The sequence below is a fragment of the Brucella sp. JSBI001 genome, assembly GCF_026014005.1.
Taxonomy (GTDB): domain Bacteria; phylum Pseudomonadota; class Alphaproteobacteria; order Rhizobiales; family Rhizobiaceae; genus Brucella; species Brucella anthropi.
This window is the reverse complement of the sequence record NZ_CP110339.1, coordinates 4,279,465-4,299,208: the sequence shown is the minus strand read 5'-3', so window position 1 is coordinate 4,299,208 and position 19,744 is coordinate 4,279,465. Positions and strand designations below refer to the sequence as shown.

Here is a 19,744-nt window from a genome sequence, read left to right as displayed (position 1 = left end):
TGGTCGAACAGCGGTTCAATGGTTTCATTCGTATCCGTCTGGCATATCCCACTGGACGAATACGGCAACGGAATGGGCCGCCGATACAGGCGGTCATGCAAGGTGGCAGAGCAGTGATTAGCGAACAGAGCCAGATGCCGAGCAATATGATCAGCCTCGCAGAGCGCATGGTTTTCTCGGATTCGTTCAAGCCGATCTATGCAGAAGGCATGGATATGGTCGAGGAAGCGGCAAGCTATCTCGACGGCGAAGGCCGTGAGGATGCGCGCAATCTTTCGCGTGTGGCTGCGACGCTCTATGCCGCCGAATCGATGCGTCTGACCACGCGCCTGATGCAGGTTGCTTCGTGGTTGCTGCTCCAGCGCGCGGCGCGGAACGGTGAAATGACCCGTCAGCAGGTTGCAGCCGAGAAAGCCAAGGTGCGTCTTGATACGCCATCGGCGGGTGAAATCGCACAAGGCTGGTCCGAACTGCCTGCAGCATTCATGGAGCTGGTCGAACGTTCCATGCGCCTTCAGGCGCGTGTGCGCCGTATGGACCGCGAAGTTTACGGTGAAGTGGTCTCGCTGCAGGGCGTCCCACGTGGCAATCCGGTTTCCGAACAGATCGTATTGCTCAAAACTGCTTTTGGCGCTTCATAACGATCGATCATGTGCGCCCTTCGTGGCGCATGTTTCTCTTTTGTTCACTTTTCTGCTGTCAAGTGAATCCGTCTGAGGATAGGGTTCGCTTATGAAAGAAACGATTCGCATCATTGGTATCGATCCGGGCCTGCGCCGTACCGGCTGGGGCATTGTCGAATCGTTGGGCAATTCACTGCATTTCATCGGTTCGGGGACTGTGACCTCGAATGCCGAGATGGATCTTGCATCGCGCCTCTGCCAGCTGCATGAAGGTCTTTCCAAAGTCCTGCATGAATATATGCCGCATGAGGCGGCGGTTGAACACACCTTCGTCAACAAGGATGCAACGGCGACGCTCAAGCTTGGTCAGGCGCGCGGCATTGCCTTGTTGGCTCCCGCGCAGGCTGGACTGCCCGTTGCCGAATATGCGCCGAATGCCGTGAAGAAGGCTGTAATCGGCGTTGGACACGGTGAAAAACAGCAAATCCATATGATGGTGAAAGTGCTGATGCCGCGCGCATCGTTCGATACGAGCGATGCCGCCGATGCTTTGGCCATTGCCATTTGTCATGCGCATCACCGGCAAAGCATCGCAAGTGCGCGCCGGTTGCAACAACTTATCGCGTAGGTGGCCATGATCGGTAAGCTCAAGGGTGTGATCGATGAAATTGCCGAGGATCATGCTGTCATCGACGTGCATGGTGTCGGCTATGTTGCGTTTTGTTCGGCGCGCACGCTCGGCAATCTGGGCGGTGCGGGCGAGGCGGCCATCCTGTTTATCGAAACCTATGTTCGCGAAGACATGATCCGCCTTTATGGCTTTGCCAATCAGCTTGAGCGCGAATGGTTCCGCCTGTTGCAGAATGTGCAGGGCGTTGGCGCCAAGGTGGCTCTCGCCGTGCTCGGCACGTTGTCGCCGTCGGAACTCGCCAATGCAATTGCACTGCGCGACATCGCCATGGTTTCGCGCGCGCCGGGTGTCGGCAAGAAGGTTGCTGAGCGCATCGTGACCGAACTCAAGAACAAGGCGCCTGCCTTCGCCGGTGATGCGAGCGGCACGATCGGGCTCAAACAGGAACTTGGCGCGGGCGCTGCCCCGGCGCCGGTTGCCGATGCGGTGTCGGCGCTTTCCAATCTCGGCTACTCGCGTGATCAGGCCGCTAATGCTGTCGCCGCGGCCTTGAAGGAAGCGGGGGAGAATGCCGATTCGGCCAAGCTCATCCGCCTGGGTCTGAAGGAATTGTCGCGGTGATTTACTTGCCTGAGCGATATGTTCATGCGAGGAGGATGGCATGAGCGACCGCAACCCTCTCATTGATGCTGACAGACGCGTAGACGAAGACAATACGCTGCGCCCGCAGACGCTTGACGATTTTGTCGGGCAGGCGGCAGCGCGCGCCAATCTGAAAGTCTTTATCGAGGCCGCCAAAGTGCGTGGCGAGGCGCTTGACCACGTCCTGTTCGTTGGCCCTCCGGGTCTAGGCAAGACGACGCTGGCGCAGATCATGGCCAAGGAACTGGGCGTCAATTTCCGTTCCACATCCGGCCCGGTTATTGCCAAGGCGGGTGATCTTGCGGCTCTGCTGACCAATCTGGAAGAGCGCGACGTTCTGTTCATCGATGAAATTCATCGCCTGAGCCCGGCAGTGGAAGAAATCCTCTATCCAGCCATGGAGGATTTCCAGCTCGACTTGATTATCGGCGAGGGGCCTGCCGCGCGTTCGGTGAAGATCGATCTTGCGAAATTTACGCTGGTTGCGGCAACGACCCGTCTCGGGCTTCTGACCACGCCGTTACGGGATCGCTTCGGCATTCCGACACGGCTCAATTTCTATACGGTCGAGGAACTGGAATATATCGTGCGGCGTGGTGCGCGCATCATGCAGATGGGTATTTCGCCGGATGGTGCGCTGGAAGTCGCCCGCCGTTCACGCGGCACACCACGTATTGCCGGACGGTTGTTGCGTCGCGTGCGCGATTTCGCGCTGGTCGCCGGCGCCGATGTCATCGATCGCAAGATCGCTGATGAGGCGCTGTCACGCCTTGAAGTGGACAACCGCGGGCTGGATCAGCTCGACCGGCGTTACCTCAATATTATCGCACGCAATTTCGGGGGCGGTCCGGTGGGGATCGAAACCATTGCCGCCGGCCTGTCTGAGCCGCGTGACGCAATTGAAGACATTATCGAACCCTATCTGATCCAGCAGGGTTTCCTGCAGCGCACGCCACGCGGCCGCGTTTTGACGGCCATCGCATGGCAGCATCTCGGATTGCCCGCGCCTGCCGAAATCATCCAGCAGTCGCAATACGGCCTCTTCATGGAAGACGAATGACGGAACGACAGGAACAATCGGCGCAGGCTGCTGTGTCTGGCGAACTGAAAGACGGCGTGCATCTGCTCTATGCGCGCATCTATTATGCCGATACGGATTTTTCCGGCTTCGTCTATCACGGTCGCTATCTGGAATTCTACGAACGCGGACGCACGGATTTCCTGCGTTTGCAGGACGTTCATCATATCGAATTGGCTGAGGGCGCGCTTGGTGAAGAAATGGTCTGGGTCGTTCGCCGCATGGAGATCGATTACAAATCGCCCGCGAAGATGGATGATCTTATTCTGATTGAAACCCGCGTCAGCGAAATTCGCGGCGCGCGGGTCATCATGGCGCAGAAAATTACCTGCCGGGAGCGTCTGCTTTCGGAGGCGAAGGTAGAGGCCGTGATGATAACCAAAGAAGGCCATCCGCGCCGCATTCCCGACGAATGGCGGGAAGCTTTCACCAACAACCGCAAGAACTGAGTCCCAGGACCGCTCCAATGACTGTCTTCACTGGCATGTTCGTGCGGAATTCGATGCGCTAGCGGCAAATATACCTATTTGGGCGAATGCTAACGCATCTTTAACCATAATATTCCATTAATCACCCTGACGGAATCGGTGGAGAGGCAGGCTTGAAGCGCAGCGCCTTCCTTTCACCAAAATTAACCGTAACAAGCGCGTGATGGATTTAAAGTTGAAATCCGGAATGGCGGTTGCGGTGCGAAGTGTCGGCCGCTCGTCGGGCAGGTACGGCTTCAAGTTGAAAAGCTGCGCAGGTTTGGAGCGTCTGTTTTCAGACGTTGAGTAACGGATTTGCGATACCGCCCGGTCATGTGGCCGGGCGTTTGGATTCGAGGACGGTAGATCGATGGAAAATGTTGCGTTAGCGGCCCCCGCCGCCGATGTTACCCTCTGGGGCCTGTTCATGCAGGCGAACTGGGTCGTCAAGCTGGTTATGCTTGGCCTGCTGTTCGCCTCGATCTGGACTTGGGCTATCATCGTGGACAAGACGATTGCTTACGGACGGGCACGGCGCGCGATTGATCGCTTCGAGCAGACGTTCTGGTCCGGCCAGTCGCTGGAGGAGCTCTATCGCAATCTCGGCGAACGCCGTACCACCGGCATGGCGTCCATCTTCATGGCCGCGATGCGTGAGTGGAAGAAATCATTCGAGAAGGGCGCTCGCTCGCCCATTGGCCTGCAGATGCGTATCGACAAGGCCATGGATGTCGCGCTGGCGCGCGAAAGTGAAAAGCTCGACTCGCGTCTGGGCTTTCTGGCGACCATCGGCTCTGCAGCCCCCTTCATCGGTCTGTTCGGTACGGTTGTCGGTATCATGACCTCGTTCCAGGCAATCGCCGCTTCCAAGAACACCAGTCTTGCCGTTGTGGCGCCGGGTATCGCCGAAGCACTTCTGGCAACGGCAATCGGTCTTCTCGCCGCTATTCCTGCCGTTATTGCCTACAACAAGCTGTCGGCGGATGCGGGCAAGATCGGCGGACGGCTGGAAGGATTTGCGGATGAGTTTTCCGCCATACTGTCGCGCCAAATTGATGAGAAGCTGACGCCGCGTAATTAAGCGGCTTCAAGCATCGAGTGTAGTTTCAGCCTTCGGGAATCTTGCAATGGGCATGTCGGTAGGAAATCAGGGAATGCAGTCGGGCGGGCGCCGCAGGCGCGGCCGCAAGAAGGCATTGATGAGCGAAATCAACGTGACGCCGTTCGTCGACGTGATGCTCGTTCTCCTCATCATCTTTATGGTCTCCGCGCCGCTGCTGACGGTTGGCGTGCCGATTGACCTGCCCGATACGCAGGCCAAGGCGATGAATGCCGATACGCAGCCGATCACTGTTTCGGTCAACAGCGAAGGCAAGATCTTCCTGCAGGAAACCGAAATTCCGATCGATGAAGTGGTGCCGAAACTCCAGGCTATCGCCAAGACAGGCTATGAAGAGCGCATTTTCGTGCGTGGTGACAAGGCTGCCGATTACGGCACCGTCATGAAAGTCATGGCCCGCATTTCCGCCGCCGGTTTCAAGAATATCGGCCTTGTGACCCTCCAGGAGCAGGATAGCTGACGCCATCATGAAGGCTGGCCTGACATCTTCTGTTGCCTTGCATGCCGTTGCGGTCGCGCTGGCAGTGGTTTCGTTTTCCTCGCCGAAGGCTTTCGACGTGCAGGATTCGGAATCGTTCCCGGTTGATATCGTACCGATCGAGTCGATGACGCAAATCCAGCAGGGCGAAAAGACTGCGCCCATGAAGGAAAAGTCGGCTCCTGTGCCGACAACCAAACCGCAGACTGTTCCAAACGCCGAGAATTTTGGCGATCAGGATATCGATACCCAGACACCGCCAAAGCCCGATGCAAAGGCGAAGCCAATTGAGGCGGCGGAAGAACCCAAGGCGCAACCGGAACCGGTAAAAAAGCCGGAACCGAAGCCTGATCCGAAACCGGAACAGAAGCCCGAGACCAAGCCAACGCCGGTTCCGGCGACGGAAGTTCAGGCCAAGCCGGAAGAAAAGCAGGAAGTGAAGCCTGATCCGGTGGCTGAAGCCATCGAAAAACAGGCGGAAACCCCTGACGCTGAAACGCCGAAGCTGCCGGACAAGGTGCCAGCGCCCGACGCCAAGCCGAAGCCGCCGCAGGCGCAGACAGCAAAGACGCCGGACCGCAAACCGACGGAAGACAAGAAGCCGACGCAGAACGCCGCTCAGACTTCGAAATCGAAGAATGATGCGATTGCCGATGAGGTTGCTGCCCTTCTGAACAAGCAGAAGGCGGCAGGCGGCGGAGCCAAGCGTTCCACCGATCAGGCATCGCTGGGCGGCAAGAAGAATACTGGCGGCTCCAAGCTCAGCCAGAGCGAAATGGATGCGTTGCGCGGTGCGATTTCCAAATGCTGGAACGTGCCTGCCGGTGTGGCCGACGCGCCGGGACTGGTCGTGACCGTCAAGATGAAGCTGAATCAGGATGGCTCCATTCAGGGCTCTCCGGAAGTGACATCGGGTGGTGGCGGCGATGGTGTTGGTCGTGCAGCAGCCGAGAGCGCCAAGCGCGCTGTCGCACGCTGCGCGCCGTACAATCTGCCAGTCGACAAATATGATTCATGGTCGGAAGTGATCGTCAACTTCGACCCAAGCGAAATGTTCTGACCGGGTTTCCGGTCGCCAACCAACTTACTGCAAGGACAAAGAGGTCCCAGAAGACATGAAAATCGGCATCATCAATACAAAGATCCGGACGGTCTTTTCGGCTTTCGCGTGTATGATTGCCGCAAGCCTTGTCTGCACCATGCCGCGCGCGCCGTCGTGGAAATCAACATCAACAAGGGGGTGATCGAGCCGTTGCCGATCGCCATCACCGATTTCCTTTCGGCTGATCAGCTCGGACCGAATATCACGTCGGTCATCGCGGCCGATCTTGAGCGGTCTGGTCTTTTTGCACCGATCGACAAAGGCGCCTTCATCGAGAAGATCTCCAATCCGGATGCGGCTCCGCGTTTCGAGGACTGGAAGGTCATCAATGCGCAGGCGCTTGTCACGGGCCGCATCACCAAACAGCCGGATGGCCGTCTCAAGGCTGAGTTCCGCCTGTGGGATACGTTCGGTGGCCAGCAGATGATCGGCCAGCAGTTCTTCACCACGCCGGACAACTGGCGCCGCGTCGCCCATATCATCGCTGACGCCATCTATGAACGCCTGACCGGTGAAAAGGGCTACTTCGATACGCGTGTTGTTTTCGTCGATGAATCCGGCCCGGCACAGAAGCGTGTGAAGCGTCTTGCCATCATGGATCAGGACGGCGCCAATGTGCGTTACATTTCCGACGGTCGCGCCATTTCGCTGACGCCGCGTTTCTCGCCGAACCGTCAGGAAGTCACCTATATGTCTTTCGAAGGCGGTTCGCCGAAGGTGTATCTGCTGCAGCTCGAAACCGGCCAGCGTGAACTCGTCGGCAATTTCCCCGGCATGACCATTGCTCCGCGTTTCTCGCCCGATGGCCAGAAGGTTGTGATGAGCCTGCTTCAGGACGACGGCAGCGCCAATATCTATACGATGGACCTGCGCAATCGTTCGACCACACGCCTGACCAACAGCCAGGCGATCGATACGAGCGCGTCCTATTCACCGGACGGATCGCAGATTGTTTTCTCCTCCGACCGTGGTGGACGTCCGCAGCTCTATGTCATGGGTGCTGATGGCTCCAATCCGCGCCGTATCTCGGCCGGTGACGGCAGCTATTCCACGCCGGTTTGGTCTCCGCGCGGTGATCTCATCGCCTTCACCAAGCAGTCGCAGGGCCAGTTCTCCATTGGTGTGATGAAAACTGACGGTTCGGGCGAACGCCTGCTGACCTCGGGCTTCCACAATGAAGGCCCGACCTGGGCTCCGAACGGTCGCGTGCTGATGTTCTTCCGCAAGGCGGCGGGTGCAGGCGGTCCGAAGCTCTTCACCATCGACCTGACTGGTCGCAACGAGCGCCAGATCCAGACGCCGAACTTCGCATCCGATCCGGCCTGGTCGCCGCTGCTCGAATAGCGGATTCGCGGATAGTTATGGAAAGTGAAGGCGCGAAACTCCAGTTTCGCGCCTTTTTCATGGATAGAACGGTTCCGGTTCAAGCGGAAACGGGAAACCGTTCTATCTCCTTGTTTTATCGCATTATCCTCACGCAAAACCGCTTCGCACTTTTGCAGGAAATGCTCAAATTGCCACAATCATTGCCAGGAAGCCGTGTTTCTGCCGTATTTTGCCCCCAAGGGCTAACACCAGAACTGCTGCCGGAAATCGCCGGTTGCATCTGGCCGCAAGAAAATATTAACCATACTTCTTGAGCCTGTCTTAACCTCAATATGATTATTGGATGGTTACGCAGGAACATCAAATCTTAAGGAGCTCCGGCCCATGCGCCGTATCCAGTCGATTGCACGTAGCCCGATCGCTATTGCCCTTTTCATGTCGCTCGCCGTTGCCGGTTGTGCGTCCAAGAAGAACCTTCCGAACAATGCCGGTGATCTGGGTCTCGGTGCAGGCGCTGCAACGCCGGGTTCCTCGCAGGACTTCACGGTCAATGTTGGCGACCGCATCTTCTTCGATCTCGATTCTTCGCTGATCCGCGCCGATGCACAGCAGACGCTTTCCAAGCAGGCCCAGTGGCTGCAGCGTTATCCGCAGTACTCGATCACGGTCGAAGGCCATGCCGACGAGCGCGGTACGCGTGAATATAACCTTGCTCTCGGCCAGCGCCGTGCAGCTGCCACCCGCGATTTCCTCGCTTCGCGTGGCGTCCCGACCAACCGTATGCGCACCATCTCCTACGGTAACGAACGTCCGGTCGCAGTTTGCGATGCCGACTCGTGCTGGTCGCAGAACCGTCGTGCCGTCACCGTTCTCAACGGTGCAGGCAGCTAATCTGCGGGCACCTGACAGTGTTACGGAAAAGCGGCTTTCGAGCCGCTTTTTTCGTTTTTGACCGCCTGTTTGGTCGTTTCGACAAACTTTGGCCGAAGTCGCACTTGTCATAGTGAGCGTCAAAAGGCCTTCGCTTTTCGCATTATCCGACGCAAAACCGCTTCGCACTTTTGCGGGAAATGCTCTAAAAGCGGAGCTGATCGTGCGGCAATCATGTTCAGCGTCTGTTCAGGCGCGGCACTCGATCATCGTGTTCGCCCCGAATTGGATGGGTGAATCGGATGGATGAATTAGCAGGGGCAAAAGGGAATGAGGAAACCAATGAGGAAAGTGACGCTGGCAATTGCCATGCTGCCGCTTTTGGTGAGTGCTCCGGTTCTGGCGGCATCTGTTTCTTCGCAAGGGGGGATTCAGCTCGCGCAGGCAGGTGCTCCCGGCGGCGATCAGTTTTCGCAGCAGGTCTGCAATCTGGCACATCAAAACGCCCAGTCCTATGCGCGCATCTTGCAGCTTCGCGACAAGATGCTGAAAATCCAGCGCGACAACGAAGCGCGTTTTCAGGCCTTGGAGAAGGGGCGTGGCGGCGCCCAGAATCCTGTCAGCATCGGTTCGACGGCAATTCTCGATGATGCCATGCGTGATAATGGCAGCGGCGGCGGTCAGGGCGGCGGCTATCAAAGCCCCGGCCTGCAGCAGGAACTGGTGCGCAACCTGACCGGAAAGGTCGAGGACGTGGACGCCCAGATTTCGTTCACCGATAATCAGTTGCAAAAGACGCAGGAAGACAATGAATTCCGGTTTGAAGAACTGGAAAAGAAGAACGGCGTAACCTCGCCTGCTTCCAGTGGTGCAGCTCAAGCGGCTCCCGCGGCAGCATCGCCGGGCGCCGATCTCTGCGCGCAGGGCATGGGCAACCCCGCTGCGATAGCAGATGCGCTGGGTGCGCGTGCGGAAGCCATGAACTTCCAGATCCTCGAAATGCAGGATCAGATGCAGAAGATGCAGGAAGCAAACGAAGGCCGCTTCCAGTTTCTGGAAACCGGCAAACGCGCCGATGCGGAAGTGCAGCAGGCTGGCGGCGACACGTCGCTCGCCGATGCCGGTTCCAGCCAAGGGACTAGTCAGGGCAATAACGGAAACCTCGATGGCGGGGTTTCCGGAAGCGCCCCCAAGAACGGTGGATACAACGCTTCTTCGCAGACTGCGGCCAACCAGTCTTCTGGCGCCGATTCCATGGCTATTGGTTCGAACGCACCCGCACAGGGTGGACCGGAACGTGGAGAGCCGCCGCAGTCGCTGGGTTCCATCCGGTTCGACGCCAATGGCAATGTAATCGGCGAAACGCTTGATGTCACACCGCGCACGGCACAGTCGGGTACGGCACCCGGCGCCACCTCGGGAGGAAATGCTGCAGGCGATACGGTCGCATCCCTTCCGACGGACGATAATCCCAGTTCGCTCTATCAGGCTTCCTATCAGTATCTGATGTCGGGCGATTACAAGGCAGCCGAAACCGGCTTCCGCGAGCATGTGAAGCGTTATCCGGCTGACCCCAATACGGCGGAAGCACGCTTCTGGCTCGGAGAATCGCTTTACGGTCAGGGCCGTTATCCGGAAGCGGCGACGGTATTCATTGATACGCAGCGCGATTATCCCGATTCGAAACGCGCGCCGGAAAACATGTTCAAGCTCGGCATGACGCTTGAAAAGATGGACAATCGCGATGTCGCCTGCGCCACCTTCGCGCAGATTCCAGAACGTTACCCCAAGGCAGCGCCCGCGATATTGAAGCGCGTTGCCGATGAGCGCAGCCGCGCAAAGTGCTGATTGCGGAGTTATTTCGTGGGGCTTAGCCCAAGCAATATTTCCAAATTATTCGAGCCATTCGGATTTGAGCAGGCCAAGGCCGTCATAGCCGCCGTTTCGGGCGGCAGCGATTCTCTCGGCCTGCTTTTCCTCCTCCGGGATTATATGGCCATGCTCCAGAACCCACCCCGGCTGATTGCTGTGACGGTGGATCATCAACTGCGCGCCGAATCGAAGGCCGAAGCCGAAAATGTCGGGCTGCTTTGCCGGCAATACGGGATTGAACACCGCATTCTCGTCTGGGACGAGGCCAAGCCTACAAGCGGGCTTGCCGCTGCTGCGCGGACGGCGCGCTATCGGCTGCTGGTGCAGGCCGCGCGGGATGTTGGCGGAGCCTTCATTGTCACCGGCCATACGCAGGACGACCAGATCGAGACCTTTCTGATGCGCAAGGAGCGTAGCGCCCATGCTGAGGCTCGCGGGCTTGCGGCCATGTCGTCGCGCTCGTTGCTGGACGGTCTTGGGCTCGAAGGCTCGGTTGAACTTGATCGTCCTCTGCTTTCTGTTTCCCGGCAGACACTGCGCGATGAATTGCGGGGCAGGGGTATCAATTGGGTGGATGATCCCAGCAATGCGAACACTGAATATGAACGACCGAGAATTCGTCTGGGCATTGCCGCCGAGGCTGACAGACAGGTGGTTCTCGATCAGATTGCCGAGGCTGGAGCGGCGCGTGAGCGGGACAATGCTGCCTTGATTGCTGCGCTGGGCGACCCGGCGAGCTTGCGTGTAGATGCTACCGGGGCCTTGCTTATCGATCCGCAGCTCTACGCCGTGCTTCCTGACAATGTGAGACGTCTCTTCGCAGGATTGCTTGCGGCCATCGCTGGCGGACGCCGTTTCCTGCCGGGTGATAGCGAGCGGTCGCGCATTGAACGGGTTCTGTCCGGAGATGATGACACGCATCGCTTGACTGTATTTGGCGCCCTCATCGAGCGGGGCGACAGCGGCTCACCGCATCGGTTTCTTCGTGAAAAACGCAATCTGCCAAAGCTCCATCTGGAGCCGGACAAGCCAATTGTCTGGGACGGTCGATTCCGTTTCTTGAACGAAGGCATGATGGATTTTGAGCTCGCTGCACCGGGACGGCAGGAACTTGCCGACTTCCTGAAGTCGCAGAATATCGAAATCGAATCTCGAAAACGTGAGGCCTTGCTGGTTTCGCCGGCTCTTTACAGAGATGGCAGGCTTTTCGCTCTACCTTTCCTATCCGACGGAAACTTTCTGCAAGACATTCATATCGAACGGCATTTTGCGATCTTCGATCACGTGTTGCCGGGGCATGATTTCGACCTTGCAAGGGCCATGGAAGCCCGCATCGGACGTATCTGCGCGGAAATGTCCTAATTTTTGTAAACCAGAGTGAGAAGAATCGAGGATGTGGGGTCGAACGCGCCTTGGCAAGGCCATCCTTCGATCCTATGTTAGACCGAAACATCGTTCCGTGCCCGCGGAATGGCCGTGGTATCGATTGGACCCGATATGAATCCGAACTATCGCAACTTCGCCCTTTGGGCGATCATTGCTCTTCTTTTGATCGCGCTGTTCAACCTGTTCCAAAGCCCAGGTCAGCGCTCCAATTCCCGTGAAGTTTCCTATTCGCAGTTTATTGACGACGTTTCCAACGGTCGCGTGAAATCGGTCACGATTACCGGCCAGCGGATCAGCGGTACGTTTGCTGATAATGGCTCGACCTTCCAGACCTATTCGCCGGGCGATACGGGTCTTGTTTCGCGCCTTGAAAGCAAGGATGTCGCGATTACTGCGCGCCCTGAAACCGACGGTTCCAGCTCGCTGATCGGCATTCTCCTGTCGTGGCTTCCGATGATCCTGATCCTCGGCGTATGGATTTTCTTCATGCGCCAGATGCAGGGTGGCTCGCGCGGTGCGATGGGCTTCGGCAAGTCCAAGGCCAAGCTTCTGACGGAAGCACATGGCCGCGTGACTTTCCAGGACGTCGCCGGTGTTGACGAAGCCAAGCAGGATCTTGAGGAAATCGTCGAATTCCTGCGCGATCCGCAGAAGTTCCAGCGCCTGGGCGGCAAGATTCCGCGTGGCGTGCTGCTCGTGGGCCCTCCCGGCACCGGTAAGACGCTTCTGGCGCGCTCCGTAGCAGGCGAAGCCAATGTGCCATTCTTCACCATTTCCGGTTCGGACTTCGTTGAAATGTTCGTCGGTGTTGGTGCAAGCCGTGTCCGCGACATGTTCGAACAGGCCAAGAAGAATGCGCCTTGCATCATCTTCATCGACGAAATCGATGCCGTCGGTCGTCATCGCGGCGCTGGTCTCGGCGGCGGTAATGATGAACGCGAACAGACGCTCAATCAGCTTCTGGTCGAGATGGACGGCTTTGAAGCCAACGAATCGATCATCCTGATCGCGGCGACCAACCGCCCCGACGTTCTCGATCCCGCGCTCTTGCGTCCGGGCCGTTTCGACCGTCAGGTTGTGGTTCCGAATCCGGATATTGTCGGTCGCGAACAGATTCTCAAAGTGCATGTGCGCAATGTGCCGCTTGCACCCAATGTCGATCTCAGGGTTGTCGCACGTGGCACGCCGGGCTTCTCCGGTGCCGATCTCGCCAACCTCGTCAACGAAGCTGCCCTCATGGCCGCGCGCCGCAACAAGCGCCTTGTGACCATGCAGGAATTCGAAGACGCCAAGGACAAGATCATGATGGGTGCGGAACGCCGCTCCGCCATGACGCCGGAAGAAAAGGCCAATACGGCCTATCATGAAGCCGGTCATGCCATCGTTGCGATCAACGTGCCGAAGGCTGATCCGGTCCACAAGGCAACGATCATTCCGCGCGGTCGTGCGCTCGGCATGGTGATGCAGCTTCCGGAAGGCGACCGTTATTCGGCGACCTATACCTGGATGGTATCGCGTCTTGCCATCATGATGGGCGGTCGTGTGGCCGAAGAGCTGAAGTTCGGCAAGGAAAACATCACTTCCGGTGCTTCCTCCGATATTCAGCAGGCCACCAAGCTTGCCCGCTCGATGGTGACCCAGTGGGGCTATTCCGACAAGCTTGGCCGTGTGGCCTATGGCGACAATCAGGAAGAAGTCTTCCTTGGCCATTCGGTGTCCCGCACGCAGAATATTTCGGAAGAAACCGCGCAGATCATCGACGCCGAAGTGCGTCGCCTGATCGACGAGGCCTATGCCGAGGCGACCCGCATCCTGACCAAGAAGAAGAAGGACTGGATCGCGCTTGCCGAGGGTCTGCTCGAATATGAAACGCTCTCCGGCGACGAGATCAAGGAACTGATTGCGGGCAACAAGCCGTCGCGCGATCAGGGCAACGATACGCCGTCGCGTGGTTCGGGTGTGCCGAAGGCTGGAAGCCCGCGCAAGCGCAAGGGCAGCGAGCCTGGCAACGAACCGGGTATGGAGCCGCAGCCGCAATAAGCTGCCTGAAAGCGAAACCAAGAAAGCCGGGCTTGTCCCGGCTTTCTTGTTATCTGGCTTTGTTTGGGCTTACCGCAAAGGCTCATTAAGGATTTCGGCGCATCATATTGCGTCAGATTACGACTTAGGACGTGGGAACGTTAAACCTGCCGCAAAAGGCGAAATTGCATTTGTGGGTGTTTTCGCGTTAAGAACAGCGAAAATCTGCTGTCCGGCAACCGGCAGCCATTGCTCGCCGATCAATTCAGGCGGCATATATTTGAAGACATAGAGAGCGGTTCATGGCTCAGCGCAAGGCGAAACAGATGACACGGAAATATTTTGGAACCGATGGCATTCGCGGACAGGCAAACAGCTTCCCGATGACACCGGAAGTTGCCATGAAAGTCGGTATGGCTGTCGGTCACATCTTCCGCCGCAAGGGCCAGACTTCGCGCGTTGTGATCGGCAAGGATACGCGCCGTTCGGGCTATATGCTTGAAAACGCGCTGGTGGCCGGTTTTACCGCTGCCGGTATGGATGTTTTCCTGCTTGGCCCGATCCCGACGCCTGCCGTTGCAATGCTCTGCCGCTCGCTGCGTGCCGATATCGGCGTCATGATTTCCGCATCGCACAATCCATTCTATGACAATGGCATCAAGCTTTTTGGTCCGGATGGTTTCAAGCTTTCTGACGAGATCGAGCTGAAGATCGAGGCGATGATCGATGGTGATCTGACCCCTTATCTGGCCAGCCACGGTGATGTCGGCCGCGCCAAGCGCGTCGACGGCGATATCTATCGCTATATCGAATTCGCGAAGCGTACACTGCCGCGCAATATCGACCTGAACGGCCTGCGCATTGTTGTCGATTGTGCCAATGGTGCGGGTTACAAGGTTGCCCCTGCCGCCCTGTGGGAGCTGGGTGCGGAAGTCATCACCATCAACAACGAGCCAAACGGCATCAACATCAACGAGGATTGCGGTTCGACGCATCCGATCGGCCTGATGAAGAAGGTTCACGAAGTGCGCGCCGATGTCGGCATCGCGCTGGATGGCGATGCGGACCGTGTGCTGTTGGTCGATGAAAACGGTACCGTCATCGATGGCGACCAGCTGATGGCCGTGATCGCTGAAAGCTGGGCTGCAAGTGATCGTCTCGAAGGCGGCGGCATCGTGGCAACCGTCATGTCCAACCTTGGACTGGAGCGCTTCCTTGCCGACCGTCATCTGACGCTGGCCCGCACCAAGGTGGGCGACCGCTATGTGGTCGAACATATGCGCGAACATGGCTTCAATGTCGGTGGCGAGCAGTCCGGCCATATCGTTCTGTCCGATTATGCGACGACTGGCGATGGTCTCATTTCGGCATTGCAGATCCTTGCTGTCGCGCAGGAGCAGGGCAAGCCAATCAGCGAAATCTGCCGCAAGTTTGATCCGGTGCCGCAGCTTTTGAAGAACGTTCGTACCTCGGGCGGCAAGCCGCTGGAGAACAAGCGCGTGAAGAGCGCAATTGACGAAGCTACCGAGCGTCTTGGCGTTCAGGGCCGTCTGGTTATCCGCCCATCCGGCACGGAGCCACTTATCCGCGTCATGGCAGAAGGTGATGATCGTGGTCTGGTGGAAAAGGTCGTCAACGATATCATCGACGTGATCTCGTCCGAGGGCAGCGCTGCGGCCTGATGCCTTTAAAGATAATGCGAGCAAAGGCGCGGGTTTTGTCCCGCGCCTTTTGCGTTTGGAATGCATTTTGTACATTAGCGAGTGTTAATGAACTTGGTAAAAAAACAAGGTTAAGTTGTATTTAACTTTTGCCGAATAGTCTCCCCTCAAACATCCGTACCCGTCGCTTTCAGCGGCGCGATTCTCCGATGGGGCAGACATATGAAAAGTTTTACGAAAGCTCTTTTTGCCGGTGTGGCGGCATCGGTTGCCCTGATGGCTGCAGCGCCCGTCGCTTCTGCGGCCGACATACTGGAGCCAGTTCCAGAAGTTCCGGAAGTCGTTGTCGCTCCGCCCGCCGTTGGTGGCTGGTATTTGCGCGGCGATATCGGTTACTCCAAGGCCAAGTTCAAGGACGCTGATTACGCGACCATCGATAATTGCGCGACCTGCGGCGGCGGCTCGCCGACCTTCGGCAGCAACACGCTTTATGGCGATCTCAAGGGGTCGTTCCTCGTGGGCGGCGGTGTCGGTTATCAGGTGACGGATTATTTCCGTACCGATCTGACGGTAGACTACATGACCCGCGCCAAGTTTGATGGCCACACTTATGGTTCGGCCTGTAACGGTGACATCAACTGCGCTTCCGACGAGCGCGGTCGCTTCTCGGCTCTCTCCATTCTGGCCAATGCCTATGTTGATCTCGGCAATTTTGCCGGCTTCACGCCTTATGTCGGCGCTGGCATTGGTGGAACGCGGGTGAAGTGGGGCGATCTGGACGATGTTCGCTATGGTGGTACGCAGGAAGGCGCTGCCAACTGGCGCTTTACCTACGCGCTCATGGCCGGTGCGTCGGTCGATCTCACACAGAACCTCAAGCTCGATGCGGGCTATCGCTATCGCCATATCAATGGCGGCAAGATGTTTGAAGGCAATCAGTGGATCGGTGACGGATACGACAACGGCATGAACGTGCATGATGTGCGCGTCGGCCTGCGCTATATGTTCGGCGGTGCAGGCCCGGCCTATGCTCCGCAGCAGGTTTCGACCATCGTAGACGGTCCCGTTTACAAGTAATTGCAAATCGCGCGATGAAAATAAGGCCCGGTCATCCGGGCCTTATTTGTTTAGAATTACAGTAAACATATCCCTATATTTATGCGATCTTAACCATGTTCATTCATACATGATGATACATTCATAAGCGGGGATATCATCATGTCTATGCAATGGCGTGCTTTCTGTTCGTCGGCTGCTTTGCTGGCCGGATTATGCGTCGCATCGCAGTCTTTTGCCGCCGATCTCGATATGATCAGCTACGAACCGGGCGCTCCGGTGCAGCAGCCGGTCGAGGTCGGGTCCGGTTGGTATCTGCGCGGCGATATCGGCTACAATCTCTCCTCCAAGGTCAAGGTTCAGACAGAGACATCTTTCTGGAGCGCATCGCAAAGCTATGATCTGGACAAGAATGTCGTGCCGTCCGTCGGTGTCGGTTATCAGTTCACGGATAATCTGCGCGGCGACGTGACGCTCGGCTATTCCAAGCAGAGCTTCGACGACTTGGACGTCGATGTTCGTAGCTGGGACATGATGGCCAACGCCTATGTCGATCTCGGCAATTATTACGGCTTCACACCTTATCTCGGTGCAGGCCTTGGCTTCGCCAATGTGCGCTATTCCATTGATACGGCCTATGGTAACTACAAGACCGACGATGAATATCGTCTCGCCTGGGCGCTGATGGCGGGTGTGGGCATCGACGTGGCATCCAACATCAAGCTTGATATCGGCTATCGTTATGGGGTCATCGAGGGTGCTGATATTGCAAGTGCTGCAGGCCTCACGCTCAGCGACAAGGATATTCAGTCCCATCAGCTGCGCGCCGGTGTGCGCTTCACGACATGGTAATACCAAGTCTCATTGAGTTTGACTCATCGAGACCTGGTTAAGCCCGTGCGGTAATTGAGCATTTTCAGGGTGTGATGCGTTAGCATCTTAGCGCCCTGCTATAATTGCAGCGGGTCTTTCGGCCCGCTTTGCAGTTTATTGTTTTAGTTGTGTCGAATTTTTCGTTTTCATATGCGACCCGAATCCTTACAGGTGAAAGAACGCGTCGAGCGCGTTTCCTGAAAAGGGGAGGGTTATGAAAGCAATTGCAGCATTTTCAGATTTCGTAGGCCGGACTTTTGCCATCTGGGTCATTGTCTTTGCCATTCTCGGCTTTGTTCTGCCGTCTACGTTCAGCGTATTTGCGCCATGGATCGTGGTTCTGCTCGGCATCATCATGTTCGGGATGGGCCTGACCATTTCCGGCAAGGATTTTGCGGAAGTCGCCAAACGACCTTTCGAGGTCGCCATCGGTGTGCTGGCCCAGTTCATCATCATGCCGCTTCTCGCCGTGTTGCTGACGCGTATCATCCCGATGTCACCGGAAGTGGCTGCGGGCGTTATTCTGGTCGGTTGCTGCCCCGGTGGAACGGCCAGCAACGTCATGACCTATCTGTCGAAGGGCGACGTGGCACTAAGCGTGGCCTGCACGAGCGTCACGACCTTGCTGGCGCCTCTCGTGACGCCTTTCCTGGTCTGGTTCTTCGCCAGCCAATATCTGCCGGTCGATGCGATGAGCATGTTCATCAGCATCGTGAAGGTGATTCTCCTGCCTCTGGCGCTGGGTTTCATCCTGCAAAAGCTGGTGCCGGGTTTGGTCAAGGCGGCTGTGCCCATGTTGCCGCTCGTGTCAGTCATCGGCATTGTGCTCATCGTTTCCGCCGTCGTGGCTGTCAACAAGGCCGCTATCGCCCAGTCTGGCCTGCTGATCTTCGCGGTTGTCGTTCTGCATAACAGCTTCGGTCTGGTTCTAGGCTACTTCGCAGCGCGCTTCGCGGGTCTGTCGCTTGCCAAGCGCAAGGCGATCAGCATCGAGGTCGGGATGCAGAACAGCGGCCTTGGCGCGGCGCTCGCCAATGCGCATTTCTCGCCGCTGGCGGCTGTGCCGAGCGCCGTTTTCAGTGTCTGGCACAATATCTCCGGTGCGCTGATTGCGAGCTATTATGCGCGCATGGAAGAAGAGCTGTCTGAAACGAAGACAGCGACCCGATAACGAAATTCTACCCGCCCGAAGCAATTCGGGCGGGTTGGGTAAAAATATTCCCAGAAAGGCGTATTGATGAAAAATGCGCTTTCAGCTATCCCAGTAAGTGGGCCACGTCTCCCCAACGAGACGCGTGCTATCTGAGAGGATAGAAACAACATGACGACGATTGCGAAGCCGGCAGTTCGCCCGGCTAATCCTAATTTTTCATCCGGTCCCTGTGCAAAACGTCCCGGCTGGTCGCTGAATGCGCTGGTCGATGCGGCGCTTGGCCGTTCGCACCGTGCGAAAATCGGCAAGACAAAGCTCAAAGAGGCCATTGATCTTACCCGCGAAGTGCTGCAGGTGCCTGCCGATTACCGTATCGGTATCGTGCCTGCTTCCGACACCGGCGCTGTCGAGATGGCGCTGTGGTCCATGCTCGGCGCACGCGGCGTCGATATGGTCGCGTGGGAAAGCTTCGGTTCGGGCTGGGTCACGGATGTGACCAAACAGCTCAAGCTCGAAGATGTTCGCACCTTCGACGCGCCTTATGGTGAGATTGTCGATTTTTCGCAGGTCGATTTCGACCGCGATGTGGTCTTCACCTGGAACGGCACCACGTCCGGTGCGCGCGTCCCGAATGGCGATTTCATTCCGGCAGACCGCAAGGGCCTGACCTTCTGCGATGCAACATCTGCCGCTTTCGCGCAACGCCTCGATTTTCCGAAACTCGACGTCGTAACCTTCTCCTGGCAGAAGGTTCTGGGCGGTGAGGGTGCACACGGCATCCTGATCCTCAGCCCGCGTGCTGTCGAACGTCTGGAAAGCTACAAGCCTGCTTGGCCGTTGCCGAAGATTTTCCGCATGACCAAGGGCGGCAAGCTGATCGAAGGCATCTTCGTCGGCGAAACCATCAACACGCCGTCCATGCTCTGTGTGGAAGACTATCTCGATGCGCTGAAATGGGCGAAATCGCTCGGCGGTCTCGATGCGCTGGTTGCGCGTGCCGATGCGAATTTTGCAGTTCTCGACGGCTTTGTCGCAAAGACGCCGTGGATTGCCAATCTGGCGGTGAAGCCGGAAACGCGCTCGAACACCTCCGTCTGCCTTACGATTGTCGATCCGGAAGTGACGGCCTTGTCTGCCGACGAGCAGGCCGCTTTCGCCAAGGGCATTGTCACTGCGCTCGACAAGGAGGGCGTTGCCTATGACATCGGCGCTTATCGCGATGCACCTTCGGGTCTGCGCATCTGGGCCGGTGCCACGGTGGAAACTTCCGATCTGGAAGCGCTGACGCATTGGCTGGATTGGGCTTTTGCAACGCAAAAGGCTGCGCTGAAAGCTGCTGCCTGAGCATTTCGTGCATGACGCCGTGGTCCGCGTTGGGGCGGCCACG

At 57.4% G+C, this 19,744-nt stretch carries 18 protein-coding genes and 1 pseudogene; all 19 read left to right on the top strand.

Going from position 1 to position 19,744, the window contains the following annotated elements:
* Positions 1-134: 134 nt before the first annotated feature.
* The 19 genes and pseudogenes from LJ361_RS20605 to LJ361_RS20515 all read left to right on the top strand — a co-directional run bounded on the left by LJ361_RS20605 (position 135) and on the right by LJ361_RS20515 (position 19,701).
* Positions 135-641, top strand: a complete 507-nt coding sequence (locus tag LJ361_RS20605; RefSeq protein ID WP_010661381.1) for a DUF1465 family protein — start codon at positions 135-137, stop codon at positions 639-641.
* Positions 642-732: 91 nt separating this feature from the next.
* A complete protein-coding gene (gene ruvC / locus LJ361_RS20600) occupies positions 733-1,251 on the top strand; it encodes a crossover junction endodeoxyribonuclease RuvC (protein WP_010661380.1) in 519 nt (172 codons plus the stop codon).
* 6 nt (positions 1,252-1,257) lie between these two features.
* The gene (gene ruvA, locus LJ361_RS20595) at positions 1,258-1,875 is read left to right on the top strand and encodes a Holliday junction branch migration protein RuvA (RefSeq protein ID WP_010661379.1); all 618 of its coding nucleotides are present in this window, start codon (positions 1,258-1,260) and stop codon (positions 1,873-1,875) included.
* 40 nt (positions 1,876-1,915) lie between these two features.
* Positions 1,916-2,956, top strand: a complete 1,041-nt coding sequence (gene ruvB, locus LJ361_RS20590) for a Holliday junction branch migration DNA helicase RuvB (RefSeq protein WP_010661378.1) — start codon at positions 1,916-1,918, stop codon at positions 2,954-2,956.
* Positions 2,953-3,423 (top strand): YbgC/FadM family acyl-CoA thioesterase, encoded by a 471-nt coding sequence (locus tag LJ361_RS20585; protein WP_036581835.1) that lies wholly within the window; start codon positions 2,953-2,955, stop codon positions 3,421-3,423. The genes ruvB and LJ361_RS20585 overlap by 4 nt, the downstream gene beginning before the upstream one ends.
* A 388-nt stretch (positions 3,424-3,811) precedes the next feature.
* Positions 3,812-4,522 (top strand): protein TolQ, encoded by a 711-nt coding sequence (gene tolQ / locus LJ361_RS20580; protein ID WP_010661376.1) that lies wholly within the window; start codon positions 3,812-3,814, stop codon positions 4,520-4,522.
* Between the two features lie 46 nt (positions 4,523-4,568).
* Positions 4,569-5,021, top strand: a complete 453-nt coding sequence (gene tolR, locus LJ361_RS20575; RefSeq protein ID WP_010661375.1) for a protein TolR — start codon at positions 4,569-4,571, stop codon at positions 5,019-5,021.
* Between the two features lie 7 nt (positions 5,022-5,028).
* Complete coding sequence (locus LJ361_RS20570; RefSeq protein ID WP_010661374.1) at positions 5,029-6,099, top strand: hypothetical protein; 1,071 nt, start codon at positions 5,029-5,031, stop codon at positions 6,097-6,099.
* A gap of 55 nt (positions 6,100-6,154) precedes the next feature.
* Positions 6,155-7,485 (top strand): annotated as a pseudogene (gene tolB, locus LJ361_RS20565) (Tol-Pal system beta propeller repeat protein TolB).
* Between the two features lie 17 nt (positions 7,486-7,502).
* Positions 7,503-7,781: a hypothetical protein gene (locus tag LJ361_RS20560; RefSeq protein ID WP_010661372.1), complete on the top strand. Its 279-nt coding sequence runs from the start codon at positions 7,503-7,505 to the stop codon at positions 7,779-7,781.
* 70 nt (positions 7,782-7,851) lie between these two features.
* Complete coding sequence (pal, locus tag LJ361_RS20555) at positions 7,852-8,358, top strand: peptidoglycan-associated lipoprotein Pal (RefSeq protein WP_010661371.1); 507 nt, start codon at positions 7,852-7,854, stop codon at positions 8,356-8,358.
* A gap of 309 nt (positions 8,359-8,667) precedes the next feature.
* Complete coding sequence (ybgF, locus tag LJ361_RS20550) at positions 8,668-10,185, top strand: tol-pal system protein YbgF (RefSeq protein ID WP_010661370.1); 1,518 nt, start codon at positions 8,668-8,670, stop codon at positions 10,183-10,185.
* Between the two features lie 15 nt (positions 10,186-10,200).
* Positions 10,201-11,571 (top strand): tRNA lysidine(34) synthetase TilS, encoded by a 1,371-nt coding sequence (gene tilS / locus LJ361_RS20545; protein WP_010661369.1) that lies wholly within the window; start codon positions 10,201-10,203, stop codon positions 11,569-11,571.
* A 135-nt stretch (positions 11,572-11,706) separates the two neighbouring features.
* Positions 11,707-13,635 (top strand): ATP-dependent zinc metalloprotease FtsH, encoded by a 1,929-nt coding sequence (gene ftsH / locus LJ361_RS20540; RefSeq protein WP_264813612.1) that lies wholly within the window; start codon positions 11,707-11,709, stop codon positions 13,633-13,635.
* Between the two features lie 305 nt (positions 13,636-13,940).
* Positions 13,941-15,296 (top strand): phosphoglucosamine mutase, encoded by a 1,356-nt coding sequence (gene glmM, locus LJ361_RS20535; protein ID WP_010661367.1) that lies wholly within the window; start codon positions 13,941-13,943, stop codon positions 15,294-15,296.
* 201 nt (positions 15,297-15,497) lie between these two features.
* A complete protein-coding gene (locus tag LJ361_RS20530; RefSeq protein WP_010661366.1) occupies positions 15,498-16,352 on the top strand; it encodes an outer membrane protein in 855 nt (284 codons plus the stop codon).
* Positions 16,353-16,493: 141 nt separating this feature from the next.
* Positions 16,494-17,183 (top strand): outer membrane protein, encoded by a 690-nt coding sequence (locus LJ361_RS20525; protein ID WP_029376271.1) that lies wholly within the window; start codon positions 16,494-16,496, stop codon positions 17,181-17,183.
* A gap of 235 nt (positions 17,184-17,418) precedes the next feature.
* A complete protein-coding gene (locus LJ361_RS20520; protein WP_010661364.1) occupies positions 17,419-18,375 on the top strand; it encodes a bile acid:sodium symporter family protein in 957 nt (318 codons plus the stop codon).
* A gap of 150 nt (positions 18,376-18,525) precedes the next feature.
* On the top strand, positions 18,526-19,701 hold the full coding sequence (locus LJ361_RS20515) for a phosphoserine transaminase (protein WP_010661363.1): 1,176 nt from the start codon (positions 18,526-18,528) through the stop codon (positions 19,699-19,701).
* Positions 19,702-19,744: the final 43 nt, after the last annotated feature.